The organism is Pseudomonas sp. PDM31 (assembly GCF_019218965.1).
In the GTDB taxonomy this organism is placed as follows: Bacteria; Pseudomonadota; Gammaproteobacteria; order Pseudomonadales; family Pseudomonadaceae; genus Aquipseudomonas.
Genome location: NZ_JAHUWS010000008.1, coordinates 276,081 through 292,277, shown reverse-complemented (window position 1 = coordinate 292,277; position 16,197 = coordinate 276,081). Strand labels below are relative to the sequence as shown.

Genomic DNA, 16,197 nt, shown 5'->3' with positions numbered 1-16,197 from the left:
GTGCACCTGCTGCACCGCGTTATCGTTCTCTTAGCCCAACAAATGCCCCCTCAAGTCACCGATCATGTCCAAGTGCGAATAATCTCGAAAGCTGAATCGCCAGACCCCGTCGATACGCTCGAACTCATCCAGGTAGCGCCCGCTGGCGATAGGTTGCAGAGTCAGGGTGTCGGTGGCCTGCAGCACGGTGTAGCAGGAGCGAGCTGTCGCGGTTCCTGTGGGTTGGTCAATGTTGATGATGGGGTTGCTGATGACGTGTCTGGTGCGGGGTGTACCGCAGGGATAGAGCTTGATTCGTTGCTGCCAGATCTCCAGCAGGGCGGTGTAATCAAGGAAGTCACTGTGGCTTTTTACTTTGAGTCGGGCATGTCGAAACAACTCGGCGGCCTCGACCAGTTGTCCGCTGTCCAGGCACTCGGCGTAACGGTAAAGCAGGTTGCAGATCTGTACGGCGCTGGTACTCATGGTGGTCCTCAGCAAAAAAAAGCCGCTGGAACCTGGCAGGTTTCCAGCGGCGCGGTTGTAAGGGGAAGAGGATCAGGCAGTCACGGCCTGGTTCGTCGCGGGCAGTGGCGCGAGGCTGTTCATCTGTTGGCGATATCGCGGCAGTGCCAGGGTCAGGAACACGCTGGCCAGCACCAGCATTGACACAGATGAAGCCAACGCGTAGCGCAGCGACTCACTGCCCAGGGTTGGCACAAAGAAGTCACTGAGCATGCCAACAAAAAGCGGCCCGATACCCACACCCAAGAGGGTCATGGACATGACGAAAATCGCCGTGGCCTGGGCAAGTCGTGTAGCCGGGAAAAGGTGGGTAATGGCGCTCAGGCACGGTGTTGCCCACCAAACGCCAAAGAAGGCGAACGCGCTGTAGAACAAAAACGCCTGCGGCACGGCGATGCTGCCGATATGGAACGCCGTGCCTTGGGGCCAGAGGAAGTACGCCAGGGCGAAGGGAATGCTGATCAGCGTACCCAGCAACGGCACACCGATCTGCCAGCCGACATCACGTCGCGCCATGCGGTCGGTGAGCATGCCACACAGCAGGGTGCCGAAAGTCGCACCCGTACCGCCCACCACGCCCACCAGAAATCCGGCTTCTTGCAGATTGAGGCCGTGGGAACGGATCAGGAAGCTCGGGCTCCAGGTGCCGATGGCGTAGCCGGCAATCGCTGCCGCGCCGCCGGTGAGCACCAGGCAAGGGAACGAGGGCATGCGAAACAGCTCGAGGAGGGTCTTGAGCCAGCCATCCTGTTGCGCCGCAACGTTGCCCAGCGGCACTACGCGCTTGGGTGCTCGCACGGTCAGCAGCAGAAGCAGACCAAGGAAGATTCCGGGCGCGCCGATCAACAAGAAGGCGTAGCGCCAACCGTGGTGCTGGGCAATCCAGCCACCCAGGCCCAGGCCAACTATCGCCCCCAGGCTGGAACCGAGCATCAGCACCGACAGAGCAGTGGATCGGCGGTTCGCCGGGTACAAGTCCGAGACCATCGCCACCGACGGCGCCGTGCCACCGGCCTCGCCCACGGCCACGCCTATCCGCGCCAGCACCAGGGTCAGAAAGTTTCCAGCCATGCCGCAGAGCATGGTCATCAGGCTCCAGGCGATGCAGCTGAAGGCGATCACCGGCTTGCGCCCGATTCGATCCGACAGGCGTCCCAGCGGGAAGCCGAACACGGTGTAGAACACCGCGAAGGTCACCCCCGACAGCAGGCCGATGCCAGTATCGGAAATGCCGAATTCGAGCTTGACCGGTTCGATCAGGATCGCCATCAACTGGCGGTCGATGTAGTTGAACACATAGATGCTGGCGAGCACGAAAAGCGCGTAATGCGTTCGCCATGTCACGGGGGTGGATTGGTTCACTGCGGGTGCTCCCGGTTTTGTTCTAGTTGGCGCGATGCTGTAGGTGCCCAGTGTTTTTTTCATCGTCCGTTCAGACCATCTCTGTCATCTCCCAGGCAAACCGCCGCACCCGATAGCGAACCTAGTCTTGTCGGACGATGTTTCGCACGCACTCAACGTCAATCATTCAGCCATATCCGCTGCCATGTCAGCGCTTGCCCATGTCATGGCAAGCCCTGCGACAGCAAAAAACAATAAGAAGCTGAGGAATTGAGATGAGCGTCTTGTTCGAGCCGGTCGCCTTGGGCGAACTGCAATTGGCCAACCGCATCGTCATGGCCCCCATGACTCGCAGCCGCGCCCTTGCCGATGCGATACCCGGCGGCGATATGGTCGAATACTACCGCCAGCGCGCCAGTGCCGGGCTGATCGTGGCCGAGGGCACCGCGCCGTCGGCCAGCGGCCTGGGCTATTGTCGCACCCCGGCGATCTACAGCGACGAGCAAATCGTCGGCTGGCGGCGGGTCACCGAGGCAGTGCATGCCGAGGGCGGGCGGATTGTCCTGCAGATGATGCATGTCGGCCGCGCCGCCAGCCGTCACAACAAGCCGGCGGGCGCGGCCACGGTGGCACCTTCGGCATTGCGCGCACGCACACAGGTGTTCAGCGATACCGCCGGCCTGGTGGACACCGATGAGCCACAGGCGCTGACCTTGCAAGGTATTGGCGAGGTCATCGAGGACTATCGGCAGGCCGCGTTGAATGCGCGTCTGGCCGGCTTCGACGGTGTCGAACTGCACTGCACCAGCGGTTACCTGCCGATGCAGTTCATGGCCTCCGGCAGCAACCAGCGCAGCGACGCCTACGGCGGCGATGTGGGCGGGCGGGTGCGTTTTGCCAAGGAAGTGATCGAGGCCATGGCCGCTGCGATTGGCGCCGGACGCGTTGGTTTTCGCCTGTGCCCCGGCAATCCCTACAACGACATCGATGACCGCGATCCGGCGGCAACGGCAGCAGCCTTGTGCGAAGCCGTGGCGTCGCTGGAGCTGGCCTACCTGCACATCATGCGCTCGCCCCTGGCAGAGCTCGACGCCTTCGCCCTGGCGCGTAAGCACAGTCCTCATGCATTGATTCTCAACGATGGTTTCGACGGTCCTTCGGCCACTGCCGCTCTCGCGTCGGGCGAGGGGGTAGCTGTGTCGTTCGCCCGTCATTTTATTGCCAACCCCGATCTGGTGGCGCGTTTGCAACGTGGCCTGCCGCTAAGTGGCTTTGACCGCAAGACCCTGTATACGCCGGGCCCGGCGGGCTACTCGGATTACCGCGTGCATCAAGCAATAGCCGGGGAGGTGATGTAATGAATCTTAATGACTTAAACCACGTCCTGCGGTCCCGCGTGGTACCACGGGAGCAGACTCAAGCGTTGCTGGACCAGCGCTCGGCCGCTGCCCGTCGGATCAAGCCGGGCGATCTCTACACCCTGGCTGACCGTCTGGAGCAACAGGCGAGTGAGCAGGGTGAGAGCACCTTTCTGATTTATGGCGAGCAGGCCCTGAGTTACTCCGAGGTCGATGCACGTGCCAACCAGATGGCCCACACGTTTTATGCCAATGGCCTGCGCGCCGGCGATGTCTGCGCGCTGGCCATGGAAAACCGCCCGGCGTTTTTCTGCACCTGGTTCGGCTTGGTCAAGCTCGGGGTGGTGGTGGCCTTCATCAATACTCAGGTCAGTGGCCGACCACTGCTGCATGCGTTGAAGACCACCGAGGCCAGGGCGCTGGTGGTTGGCGAAGAGTGCCTGGCGAATGTGCAAACCACCGAAGGCTTTCCCGGCCTGCCGTGCTGGTTGGTGCGTGACGCGGAAAATCCCTGGTCGGGAGCGCTGCCCAAGGGCATTGACGGGCATTTCGATGCGCGCCTGGAGAAAGCCCCGCGCACGCCGTTTCCCCGGAACATCCGCGCGCACATCGAGGCGCAGGCCACAACCCTGCTGATCTTTACCTCGGGTACTACCGGCTTGCCCAAGGCTGCGCGTTACAGCCATATGCGCTGGATGTCGTCGGGGGATGTGATGGAACCCACCCTGCAAGTCACCAGCAAGGATGTGTTCTATTGCTGCCTGCCGCTGTACCACGGCGCCGCGGCCACCTCGGTGACGTCTACTGCGCTGCGCGCCGGTGCCGCCATCGTGGTGCGCCGCAAGTTCAGCGTACGGGAGTTCTGGAACGATGTGGCGCGACACCAGATCAGCATCTTCCAGTACATCGGCGAGATCTGCCGCTACCTGCTCAATCAGCCAGTTCGAGCGGGCGAGCGCGAGCACAGTCTGCGCTGCATGCTCGGCGCCGGGCTGTCGCCGGACTCCTGGCAACGCTGGCTGGAGCGCTTCGGCCCGATCAGGGTGTTCGAGGGCTGGGGCGCCACCGAAGCCAATTCGGCACTGATCAACGTCGACAACTATTTTGGTTCCTGCGGACGCGTGCCGGACTGGAACAAGACCAACCTGAGGTTAGTGCGTTACGACATCGAAAACGATTGCCATCCACGGGACGAAAACGGTTTCTATCAAGTCTGCAAAGTAGGTGAGGTTGGCGAGGCCATGGGCTTTATCGTCAATAACCCTGAGATCGGTGGCGGACGCTTCGAGGGTTACACCTCTGCCGAGGCGACCGAGAGCAAAATCCGCCGTAATGTGTTTCGCGAGGGCGATGCCTATTGGAGCTCCGGCGACTTGCTGCGCGAGGATGCCGACGGTTACTGCTATTTCGTCGACCGCATCGGCGATACCTATCGCTGGAAGAGCGAGAACGTTTCGACCCTGGAAGTGGCGCACGCCCTGGGCGATCTGGTGGGCCTGGAACTGATCAATATCTATGGCGTCCAGGTGCCCGGCCAAGAAGGCCGGGCCGGCATGGCCGCGGTATTGATGCAGGCCGACCAGCCGTTTGATCCGGCCGCCCTGTACGCCTTGACCGAAGCGCGCCTGCCACGCTATGCCGCGCCGGTGTTCGTGCGGGTTACCCAGTCGGCAGACCTGACCGCCAGCTACAAGCTGCGCAAGGTCGACCTGCAGCGTCAGGGCTACTGCCCGACTCGTTGCAGCGATCCACTGTTCATCCGCGACGAACAGGCCCGCAGCTATGTGCCTTATTCGCCGGAGGCATTGACGCGGGCCGGCCTGACGCCATTTGCGGTGGCCGAGCATGGCTGATCTGGACGCCAACGGTCACCAATTGCGCGACGGCCTGCGGTACCCGTGGCCGCAGGCGCCCGATTCCGGACAGGTGCGCGAAGTGGCACCGGGGGTGTGGTGGCTGCGCATGCCGCTGCCATTTCGCCTGGACCACATCAACCTCTATCTGCTGCGCCACACCGATGGCTGGGTCGTTGTGGACACCGGCATGAACACCGAGCAGACCCGCGAAGTCTGGGACCGTGTGCTGAGTGAAGTGTGCGACGGGCTGCCGCTGCTGGCGGTGGTCTGCACCCACTTTCATTCCGACCATGCCGGGGTCGCCGCGTGGCTTTCGCAGCGTTTTCATTGCCCGGTGTACATGACCGTCAGCGAGTTCCAGTCGTTGCACGTCAGGTTTCCCGCCGATCAGCCACCGGGCTGGGACTTTCTCGATTTCTACCGCAAGGCCGGGGTCAGCGACGAGCAGAGTACCGAGATGTTCGCGGTGATGAGCAACGCCCACTTCCTGCCAGCGCCACTGCACCATTTCCGGCGTTTGCACGAAGGCAGCTGCCTGCACATCGGTGGCCGCACCTGGCAGGTGGTGATCGGTCGCGGCCACTCGCCGGAGCATGCCTGTCTGTACGCCGCCGATAACGGCTTGCTGATCTCCGGCGACCAGGTGCTGCCGCGCATCACTTCCACCGTCGGAGTGCATGCCACGGAGCCGTTGGCAAACCCGCTGCGTGACTGGCTCGATTCTATCGAGCACTTGCGCAGCTTGCCCGACAGCGTGCTGGTGTTGCCGGCACATGAGCGGCCGTTCTTCAATTTGCATCAGCGCCTGGACCAGCTGGAGGCCCACCACAAAGGGCATCTGGCTTTAATGCTGGCCAACTGTGACGAGCCGCGCACCGTGCTCGAGCTCATGGCCCTGTTGTTTCCCAAACTGTCGGGTCGTTTCGACGAACTGATGGCGCTGGGCGAAACGTTGGCCCATGCCAACTACCTGGTGGCCGAAGGGTCGCTGGAGCGGGAAGAGGACCGGGGGCGATATCGCTACCGGCGTGCTGTAAGGGGAGCGTGCGGTGTAACGCCGCTCAAGGTGTTTTGAGCGAATGGCACGGCAGCAGTGTTGAACATTCCAGGCAGCCAACCGGTTGTCATTGAGGAGAATCAGTGTGATCAACAAAAACAACAATAACTTTACGGTCATCGGTTCGGGCGCATTTCAGCTCACCAGCCTGGCGGCAGCCATTGCGCTGGTGTCCACACCCGTTTGGGCAGGTGAGACGTTCGAGTTCGACAACGGCGCGACCATCGACTGGTCGGTGACCACCAGCTACGGCATCGGTGTACGCACTGGCAGTCAAAGCGATCGCTTGCTGACTATCAACGCCGACGATGCCAACCGCAACTTCGACAGTGGCAGCCTGACCACCAATCGCGTGGGCGCGCTGGCGGAAATGATCCTGCGCAAGGACAACTACGGCGCCGTGGTGCGCGGCAGTACCTTCTACGATGACGTCTATCACAGAGAAAACGATAACGATTCGCCCGCTACCGTGAACAAAAGCGGCAGCAACGACGAGTTCACCAGTGACACCCGCTACTACAGCGGCGGTCGCAGCAAAATGCTGGATGCCTATGTGTTCAGCGGCTGGCGCTTTGACAACGACACCATGCTCGACGTCAAGGCCGGGCGACACATCGAATCCTGGGGCGAGAGTCTGTTCTACCCGGGTGTGAACGGCGTACAAAACCCGTCTGACGCGGTAAAAGCGTCCCAGCCGGGTGTCGAGGTCAAGGAAATCCTTTTGCCGGTGGGCCAGTTCTCCGGCTCGTTCCGACTGAACCCCCAGCTGACCTTTGGTGCATACGTGCAATACGAATGGAAGGGCACTGAACTGCCGCCGGTGGGCAGCTACCTGTCAGGCAGCGACGTGGTCGGGCCAGGTCGCGAGTTTATCTACGCCAACGGCCAGAAGATCCTCTACCGCGGCACCGACGAACCGAGCGATGGTGGCCAGTGGGGCGTGCAGGTGCGATTCCGTCCGGTACCGGCCCTCGAGCTGTCGCTGTTTCACGTCAACTACCACGACAAGAACCCGGCCACCGCGCTGGTCGGCTACAACGCTTTGCCAGTAGGCGGTGGCCGCAACGCCTTCGTCAGCAATGGTTACGAGATCAAGTACTTTGAAGACATAAAACTGACCGGTATCAGCGCCTCGACCAAGATCGGCGATACCCAGGTCGGAGCCGAATGGTCGTACCGCGACGGTGCGCCGGTGATGGTCAATACCGGCCTTGGCGCGGTGCCGGCCAAGGGCAAGGGGCAGCAAATGCAACTGTCGGCGATTCGTATCCTGGGGGACCGTCCATGGGCCAGCCAGACCAGCCTGACTGCCGAAATCATCCGCGTGCAGGTTGACAGCGTCGAGTCCACTTCGGCGGCGCCCAACCTGCAAGGCGTAAACCTGCTGCCTTCTCTGGCACCTCTAGTGGCCTCTTCCGATGACTACACCTACAGCACAGCCGCGGGTTACCGCACCAAGTCTTCCAGCGCCTACACCGTGGGCGCATCGTTCAGTTATCCGGGAGTTTTCCAAGGCTGGGATCTGGAAGTCCCCTTCAGCTTCTCCAACGTCTTCAGCGGCTCCACGCCCATGTCAGGAAGCATCTCCGGCGTCGCCGGTGACAGACGCCTGAGCATGGGCACGACCTTCAAGTACCTGGGCAACCTGGAACTCGGGTTGAAATACATCTCCTACCTGGGTGAAGCCGACCCGATCGATCGTCCGTTCGCCGACCGCGACTACGCCACGTTTTCGATGAAATACACCTTCTGATCGACCACTCAAGTTCCGGGTCGCTCTGCTGCGCCCGGACCTTCAACACAACCTTGAAAACGCCGCAGCGTAATGCTTCGGCATGGAGGCACTATGGGGCTCAAAGGGCATGCGGCCATTGTTGGCACCGCACAATACAAACCGGAGAAGTATTCGACCGCACCCAGGATGTTTCACCTTGAACAAGTTGCCGACCTCGCGGCCCAGGCGCTGCGCGATGCCGGGCTCAAGGCCTCGGACCTCGACGGGCTGGTGATCAACGGCCCGCATTTTCATGAAGCGTCGGTGTTCGTACCGGCGATGGCCGCCGAGTACCTGGGCCTGCGCCTGAACTTCGCCGAAGTCGTGGACTTGGGCGGCTGTACCTCGGTCGGCATGGTCTGGCGCGCCGCCGCCGCGATCGAACTGGGGCTGTGCCAGGCGGTCCTGTGCGTGATCCCTGCGCGAATGGCGCCGTTGGGACCTGACGAGGACGCCGGCTGGATGGCCCGCTCCATGCGATTCGGTGGACACAGCACGGCATTCGGCGCACCCGAGGCCGAGTTCGACCTGCCTTACGGGCACATGGGCCAGAACACCGGCTACGCAATGATCGCCCAGCGTTATGCCGCTCAGTACGACTACGACCAGCGGGCGATGGCCAAGATTGCCGTTGACCAGCGCACCAACGCCCTGGCCAACCCGCAAGCGATGTTCCATGGCCAACCGTTGACCATCGAACAGGTGCTGGCCAGCAGAATGGTTGCCGATCCGTTGCACGTCCTGGAAATCGTCATGCCGGTGGCCGGTGGCGCCGCGTTGATCATCGCCAACAAGGAGGTGGCGGCGCGGGCCCGCAAACGTCCGGCGTTCATTACCGGGTTTGGTGAACACCTGGCGTTCAAGTCGCCGTCCTATGCCGAGGACATGCTGCAAACACCCATTGGTCCGGCTTCCCAGCGAGCCTTTGCGATGGCCGGGCTCAAGCCCAAAGACGTCGATGCCGCGCAGATCTACGACTGCTACACCATCACCACCTTGTTGACCCTGGAGGATGCCGGTTTCTGCGGCAAGGGCGAGGGCATGGCCTTCGTTCGCGAACACGACCTGACCTGGCGTGGCGACTTCCCTATGAACACCCATGGCGGGCAATTGAGTTTCGGTCAGTCGGCCTCGGCCGGTGGCATGAGCCAGGTGATCGAGGCGGTGACGCAGATCGCCGGTACCGCCGGTGAACGCCAACTGGGCCGTTGCGACAGCGTCTACGTCTCCGGCACCGGCGGCGTGATGAGCGAGCAGGGCGCATTGATTCTTCAGGGAGCATAAGCACATGTCCAACAACAAACCGATGCCGGTCGCGACGCAAATTTCCGCACCCTTCTGGGAGGGCCTGAAGGCTCGCCGTCTGTTGATCCAGCAATGCAACGCCTGTGCACACTGGAATTTCTACCCACGCCGACATTGCACGGTGTGCCTGGAACATGACCTGGCCTGGCGCGAAGTCGACGGCGCCGCGAGGCTTTACAGCTACACCGTGACGCGTATTGCAACCTTGCCCGACTTCATTGATGAGATGCCGCAGAAACTGGCGGTGGTGGAGTTGGCCGAAGGGGTGCGCATCAACACCAACCTGGTAGGCCTTGAGGAAAACGAAATCCAGATCGGTATGTCCTTGCAGCCGGTGTTTGCCGAAGTCGACGCCAAGGGCAACCGCCTGCTGCGTTTCACCGGGATGGACAAGGATGCGCAGGGCCTTGAACCGCTGCCCGCGCAAGATAGCGAGCCGGCGCCGGCGGCATCGGAGCAACCGCCCGCGCACCAGATCGACCTTAACGATGGGCCGGCCTTGCAGGCACTGGTCAGTGAGCAGTTCAGCGACTGGAGCAACGTGGTGGTAGTCGACCAGGCCCTGATCGACGACTTCGCCCGGTTGTCGGGTGACGATTACTGGATCCATACCGATCCGGAGCGGGCACGCCTGCAGAGTCCGTTCGGCGGCACCATCGCACACGGTGCGCTGGTGCAGGTGCTGCAGTCGCGGATGAAACTGGCGCTGGGCTACGAGATCAGTGGTTTTACCACCCAAATCAACTACGGCTCCGATCGCCTGCGCTTCCCGGCTCCGGTGCCGGCCGGCTCGCGCATCCATTCGCGGGCGCGGGTGAAAAAAGTCGAAATCCTGGCCCGTGGCACCCAACTGACCCTGGAGCTCAACATTCATGTGGTGGGGCAGGATCGGCCGTCGGTGATCAACGACCTGGTGATCCTTTACATGGCCTGATCCCCGTTGAAGATCCCCCTGTAGGAGCCGGCTTGCTGGCGATGGCGTCCGTTCGGTCGACGCATCGGTGTCTGACCTGACGCCATCGCTGGCAAGCCAGCTCCTACAGGGAGGGCGAAGGCAGCCAGTTCGGTTTGCACATGAATACCCCCCATTCCCGCCCCACGTCATTTGCGCCATTGCATAAGCCATTTGGACGATGTGCCCCCCATCCCTTGCGCCGACTATTGCTCCAGAGGCAACGCCCATCTCGATTGCCTCGCATGTTTGGTGCGTGACAAAAACAAGAGGATTGGCCCTATGACTTGCCCTATCCACGTCAACCCCGAACAGGAGCGTTGCTCATGCGTTCGGTGATCGGCTACGCGGTTTGCCTGGTGGTCGCCTTGACCATTGGCTACACTTTTTCCCCCAAATCCCCACCGCAAGCGCAACTGTTGGCCACTCGCCCGGACCGGGTGCAGATCAACGGCCTGCTCAATCTTGGGGCGCGGGTGGTTGCGGTGGGCGAGCGTGGCAGTATCTTGCTCAGTGACGATCAGGGCGTCAGCTGGCAGCCGGCCAATGTCGCCGCGCAACGCAATGCGACCCTGACAGCCGTGGTGGCACTGGACGACAAGCGCTTGCTGGCCGTCGGGCATGACGGCTGGATCCTGCGTTCCCAGGACGCCGGCAGCAGTTGGCAGGAAATTCGTTACGACAGCGATCTGGGCGAACCGCTGCTGGGCATCTGGACCGGCGGTGGCGACAGCGTCATAGCGTTTGGCAGCTTCGGCAAGTTCTATCAATCCCTGGATGGCGGGCAGACCTGGACCCCGCAGTCCCTGGAGATCGACAACGCGCACCTCAACAGCATGGCCGGTGGCAACGATGGCCGCCGCATGCTGGTGGGCGAACAGGGGCTGGTGTTGCGTACCACCGACAGCGGCCGGCACTGGCAGACTTTGCCGGCGTTCTACAGCGGCTCGCTGTTCGGCATCGTGCGCCTGAGCGCAGATAACTGGGTGACCTACGGTATGCGCGGGCATGTGTTCGTCAGTCACGACTTCGGCGACAGCTGGACTCAGATAAAAGTAGGCAGCCAGTTACCGTTGTACGGCCATGTGGTGCTCCCCGATCACTCGGGCCTGGTGATCGTCGGTGCGGGTAGCTCGGTAGTACGCCTGGATGTGAAAGGTGAGTTGGTCGGTGTCGGACGTCTCGCCGGGCTTGGCACATTGACCTCGGCGACGATCGTTGGCTCACGACTTCTGGTGGGTGGCGAGCGCGGGGTATTGCAGGGATCAGGTGGCAGCGTCGCTGCCCTAATGGCCACACAGGCCACCCAGTGAATGAGAGGCGGGCAATGAATCAAGGTAAACACTGGGTGACGCGTTGCGTCGAAACGTGCGCGGACCATCTGATGTCCTGGCGCAAGGGACTGCTGGCACTGTTTGTCCTGGTGACGCTGGGCCTGGGCTACAGCGCCACCCACACGCAACTGGATCCGGGTTTCAACAAACAGATCCCGGTGCGTCATGAATACATGATCAACTTTCTCAAGTTCAGTCGCTACTTCACCGGCGCCAACCGCTTCCTGGTCAGCGTGCGCTGGAAAGGCGAGGGTGACATCTATAACGCCGAGTACCTGGAGACCTTGCGCAAGGTCACCGACGACGTGTTTTTCATTTCCGGGGTAAGCCGCCCCAGCGTGACGTCGCTGTTCACCGCCAATGTGCGCTACATCGAAATTACCGAGGAAGGATTCTTTGGCGACGTGGTGGTGCCACCGCGCTTCAGCGGTACCACCGAAGACCTGGCGCAGGTGCGCAGCAACACGGCGGCCTCCGGTCAGGTCGGTCGCCTGGTGGCCAACGACCTGAAGTCGGCCATGGTCCGCGCCGACCTGCAGGATACTGACCCCAAGACCGGCCAGCCGGTGTCCTATGTCGAGATCGCCAAGCGCCTGGAAGAGATCCGCGGCAAGTACAACAGCCCCAATATCGAAATCAACATTGTCGGCTTCGCCAAGCTGGTCGGCGATGTGGTTGAAGGGTTGAATACTGTGATCGGTTTCTTTGTGGTGGCCTTCGTCATTACAGGGGTGCTGCTGTGGCTGTATTCGCGCTCCCTGCGCTTGACAGTGGTGGCGCTGGTGGTTGCGTTGCTGCCGGTGGTCTGGTTGCTCGGCCTGTTGCCGCTGCTGGGCCTGGGCATCGATCCGATGTCGATCCTGGTACCGTTCCTGATTTTCTCCATCGGCGTGTCCCATGCGGTGCAGATGACCAACGCCTGGAAGCAAGACGTGCTGGCCGGTAGTACCTCGAAGGAAGCGGCACGCTCGGCGTTCTGCAAGATCTTCATCCCCGGTTCCCTGGCCTTGCTGATGAATGCCTTGGGGTTTGCGGTGATCATGCTTATCGACATTCCCATCGTTCACGAACTGGGGGTGACGGCCTGCATCGGCGTGATGTTGATGATCATCACCAACAAGCTGATGCTGCCGGTGATCATTTCCTATCTACGCCTGGAGCCTGCACTCTTGCTTGGGGCGCAATCGCGACCGACGGGCAAGCACCGCCTGTGGTGGCGTCTGTCGGCACTGGCCGAGCCGGGGCCTGCGCTCGGGGTGTTTGTTGTCAGCCTGTTGCTGCTGGCGGCCGGGGCCTACAAGGCTCGTGATCTGGCGGTGGGCGATATCGGCGCAGGCGCGCCGGAGCTGCGGGCCGATTCGCGCTATAACCAGGACAATGGCAAGATCATTGGCAGCTACTCCATCGGGCTCGATGTGATGTCGGTGTTCGTCCAGGTCAAGGGTGTCGAAGAGGGCTGCCTTTCGCCTGCGGTGATGCGTGCGGTGGAAGCCTTCGATTTCCGCATGCGCACGGTCACCGGTGTGCAGTCGATCCAGAGTGTTGCGGACATGGGCAAGCGGGTGATTGCCGGCAACAACGAAGGCAATCCGCGCTGGGCGGCGATACCGGGATCACCCCGTGGCTTGAGCCAGGGCGCGCGGGCCTATATGCCGGATGATGGCTTGGTCACCGACGGCTGCCAGCAGATGCAGATCCTGGTGTTCCTGACAGACCATGAAGGCAGCACTGTCAGCCATGCGATCGCCGAAGCCAGGCGGATCATCGCTGAAGTCAGCTCGCCGCAAGTCGAATTCCTTCTGGCCGGTGGCAACGTCGGCGTGATGGCGGCCTCCAACGAGGCGGTCAAGCGCGCCGAAGTGATCATGCTCGGGGCACTATTCGGATCGGTGGCATTGTTTTGCTGGCTGACTTTCTTGTCGATCCGCGCGGTGCTGTGCATTCTGGTACCGCTGGCAATTGTCGCGATCCTCTGTAACGCACTAATGACCATGCTCGGGATCGGCCTGAAGGTTGCGACCTTGCCGGTGATGGCGCTGGGGGTAGGGGTGGGCGTCGACTATGGCATTTACCTGTACGAACGTATTCAGCACGAGATGCTGCGCGGGTCCAATCTGCGCGAGGCGTTCTACCAGGCCATGTGCCAACGGGGGACGGCTGCGGTATTCACGGCCGTGACCATGTCCATTGGCGTCTGCACCTGGGCGTTCGCACCGCTTAAGTTTCAGGCCGACATGGGTGTGCTGCTGTCGTTCATGTTCCTGGTCAACGTGCTGGGGGCGATTTTCCTTCTGCCGGCGCTGGCCGCCTGGTTCAATCGCGGGCGACCGCTGGTTGGTGATCGGATACGAACGCCGGCACCAGCTCAAGGGCAGTTTCGCCTGAAAAACAGCCCGGCGGCACGTGATATCGGGAGCGAAAAATAAACCTGCCGGGCCTATTGTGGAGTCTGCGGGCGCTAGGGAAACTGGCAGGCAAGTAGCAGTCGAAAGGGGGGGAGCCCAGGGCTCCCCCAGCCGAAATTATAAAAATAACAAGGGAAGGACCCAGTCCTTACCCGAGCGAGATAAGACTATGCAAAATGGTGACTTGACCCATGAAGCCCTGGCCAGCCTTGGCCTCGACCTCACGCGCTACAACCAGTTGGTGGGCGAGATCTATGAAGGCGCCCTCGATCCGAAACTGATGGCTCACGCCCTCAGAAGCTTTCTAAAGCTCTACGATGCCAACTACGTCACCTTGATTTTGCGGGTGCCGGATCAACCTGATACCGGCGTCATGATCATCGTCGGCGACATCGAAGGTGCCGGTGATGTCTGCTACATGACCTACCCGCAAACCAATTCGCCTTTTTCCAACCAGCCGCTGGACCATGTGTTCACCGTGGACGACCTCATGAGCCCCACGCAATGGGAGCAGAACGGGTACTACAAGATGTTTTGCGAACCCTTTGACGTGTACCACCTGATGTGTGCCGATATTTCCACCCCGGACGGCGGAAAGCTGCGCTTTCGCATGACTCGCCCCAAACGGGGCTCCAACTTCTCTGCCCACGACCGGGCGGTGTGCGCCAGTTTCCTGCCTCACCTGCGACGTGCTTCGCAACTGCATAACCTGCGAGACCGCAGCGAATCGCTTAGCGAGTTGTACTCCCAGGCCATCAGCCGGTTATCGGTCGCGACCCTGGTGCTCGACGAAAGCGGCAGCGTGTTGCAAATCAATCCGGTGGCCCAGGAAATCCTCGCCCGTTCCGATGGCCTGAAACTGGTGGGTGGGCGCCTGGAGGCTACGTATCCCAGCGACAACCGTGAACTGCAACGCCTGATTCGTGGCGCGTTCTGCCCGGATGCGCCGAAAAGCGCCGAGGCCATGTCGGTGACGCGCCCCTCGGGACTGGTCAACCTTGGCGTGGTGGTCGAGTCGATTCCGTCTCTGGACTGGGCCGAGGAGAAGGGCCAGCCAGCGGCGCTGGTGTACATCCGCGATGCGTCGAGCAAGTCCCTGGCCAGCGAAGTGGTGACCAAGCAACTGTTCAACCTGACCAAGGCCGAAACCGCCCTGGCCATGGAACTGGCCAACGGCTTGTCCCTTGAGGAAGCTGCCGAGGTTTTGAGTATCCGGCGCAATACTGCGCGGGCGCACTTGCGCTCGATCTTCTCCAAGACCGGCGTGCGGCGCCAGACCGAACTGGTGCGCATCATGCTCAACAGCGTGGTGGCCCTGGGCAAGCCCCAACTGGCGTTGAAAATGACCGAGAAAATCAAGGTGCCGCCACTTCAACTGGCCGTGCCGATCTATCGTCAGGCCTGATCCTGCAAACCCGCCACCGGGCCATCCTGCCCTGTGGCGCGGTCATTGATGCAGCGCATTTTTTAGTCCGCACGGACGATGCCGTCCCGTGATCGCCCTGTCGATACTGGGCGGACCAATCACGGAGAACCACCATGCCAATTACAGCCATCACCGGCAGTGCCTCGGGAATCGGGGCCGCCGTATCCGCCGCCATGCGCGCTGCCGGGCATCAGGTTATCGGTATCGATCGCAGCAACGCCGAAGTGATCGCCGACCTGTCCACCCCCCTGGGGCGTGACGCGGCCATCTCGCAAGTGCTTGAACTCAGTGGCGGTGTCCTTGACGGGTTGATCTGCTGCGCCGGGGTCGGTGTCACCGCGCCAAGCAGCGGCCTGATCCTTGCGGTCAATTACTTTGGCGTCAGCCAGTTGCTCGACGGCCTGCAGGGGGCTTTGGCCAAGGGCCAGCAACCGGCGGCGCTGGTGATCGGTTCGGTGGCGGCCACTCATTCGGGGCCAGAGGGCCAAGCGCAGATCGAAGCGATGATCGCCGGCGATGAGGCCCGGGCGCTGCAATTGGCCAACAGCCTCGGCCAGCCGCACGTCGCCTATGCCGCTTCCAAATACGCCATCAGCCAACATACCCGCAGCCTGGCCGTGAGCTGGGGCAAGCAGGGCATGCGGGTGAACGTGGTGGCGCCGGGCGCGGTCGAAACTCCGTTGCACCAGGCTTCGCTGGACGATGCACGTTTTGGCAAGTCGACACGTGAGTTCGTTGCGCCACTGGGTCGCGCCGGGCAACCTGCGGAAATCGCAGCTGTGGTCGCTTTCCTGCAATCGCCGCAGGCTTCGTTTATCCACGGCAGCGTGTTGTTCGTTGATGGCGGCATGGATGCGATGGTCCGTGCCTCGCGCTTCTAAAAAG

The 16,197-nt window shown here is 61.8% G+C and carries 12 protein-coding genes; 10 read left to right on the top strand and 2 right to left on the bottom strand.

The window, feature by feature from the left end:
• Nucleotides 1-30: 30 nt before the first annotated feature.
• Together KW839_RS17735 and KW839_RS17730 are read right to left on the bottom strand one after the other, a co-directional pair.
• Nucleotides 31-465 (bottom strand): nuclear transport factor 2 family protein, encoded by a 435-nt coding sequence (locus KW839_RS17735; RefSeq protein ID WP_060543447.1) that lies wholly within the window; start codon nt 463-465, stop codon nt 31-33.
• 72 nt (nt 466-537) lie between these two features.
• Nucleotides 538-1,866: an MFS transporter gene (locus KW839_RS17730; protein ID WP_060543448.1), complete on the bottom strand. Its 1,329-nt coding sequence runs from the start codon at nt 1,864-1,866 to the stop codon at nt 538-540.
• 254 nt (nt 1,867-2,120) lie between these two features.
• Between KW839_RS17730 and KW839_RS17725 the strand changes: the two genes are divergently transcribed.
• The 10 genes from KW839_RS17725 (at nt 2,121) to KW839_RS17680 (ending at nt 16,193) form a co-directional block, all read left to right on the top strand.
• On the top strand, nt 2,121-3,203 hold the full coding sequence (locus KW839_RS17725; protein ID WP_218425051.1) for an alkene reductase: 1,083 nt from the start codon (nt 2,121-2,123) through the stop codon (nt 3,201-3,203).
• Complete coding sequence (locus KW839_RS17720; RefSeq protein ID WP_218425050.1) at nt 3,203-5,056, top strand: long-chain-acyl-CoA synthetase; 1,854 nt, start codon at nt 3,203-3,205, stop codon at nt 5,054-5,056. The genes KW839_RS17725 and KW839_RS17720 overlap by 1 nt, the downstream gene beginning before the upstream one ends.
• Nucleotides 5,049-6,134, top strand: coding sequence for an MBL fold metallo-hydrolase (locus tag KW839_RS17715; RefSeq protein ID WP_060543451.1), 1,086 nt, complete (start codon nt 5,049-5,051; stop codon nt 6,132-6,134). The genes KW839_RS17720 and KW839_RS17715 overlap by 8 nt, the downstream gene beginning before the upstream one ends.
• Before the next feature lie 67 nt (nt 6,135-6,201).
• Nucleotides 6,202-7,869 (top strand): DUF1302 domain-containing protein, encoded by a 1,668-nt coding sequence (locus KW839_RS17710; RefSeq protein ID WP_060543452.1) that lies wholly within the window; start codon nt 6,202-6,204, stop codon nt 7,867-7,869.
• Nucleotides 7,870-7,962: 93 nt separating this feature from the next.
• Nucleotides 7,963-9,174, top strand: coding sequence for a thiolase family protein (locus tag KW839_RS17705; protein ID WP_060543453.1), 1,212 nt, complete (start codon nt 7,963-7,965; stop codon nt 9,172-9,174).
• Between the two features lie 4 nt (nt 9,175-9,178).
• A complete protein-coding gene (locus tag KW839_RS17700) occupies nt 9,179-10,129 on the top strand; it encodes an OB-fold domain-containing protein (protein ID WP_060543454.1) in 951 nt (316 codons plus the stop codon).
• 344 nt (nt 10,130-10,473) lie between these two features.
• Nucleotides 10,474-11,460, top strand: coding sequence for a YCF48-related protein (locus tag KW839_RS17695; protein WP_218425049.1), 987 nt, complete (start codon nt 10,474-10,476; stop codon nt 11,458-11,460).
• Between the two features lie 14 nt (nt 11,461-11,474).
• Nucleotides 11,475-13,907 (top strand): RND family transporter, encoded by a 2,433-nt coding sequence (locus KW839_RS17690; RefSeq protein ID WP_060543456.1) that lies wholly within the window; start codon nt 11,475-11,477, stop codon nt 13,905-13,907.
• Nucleotides 13,908-14,055: 148 nt separating this feature from the next.
• A complete protein-coding gene (locus KW839_RS17685) occupies nt 14,056-15,291 on the top strand; it encodes a helix-turn-helix transcriptional regulator (protein ID WP_060543457.1) in 1,236 nt (411 codons plus the stop codon).
• Between the two features lie 134 nt (nt 15,292-15,425).
• Nucleotides 15,426-16,193: an SDR family oxidoreductase gene (locus tag KW839_RS17680; RefSeq protein WP_218425048.1), complete on the top strand. Its 768-nt coding sequence runs from the start codon at nt 15,426-15,428 to the stop codon at nt 16,191-16,193.
• Nucleotides 16,194-16,197: the final 4 nt, after the last annotated feature.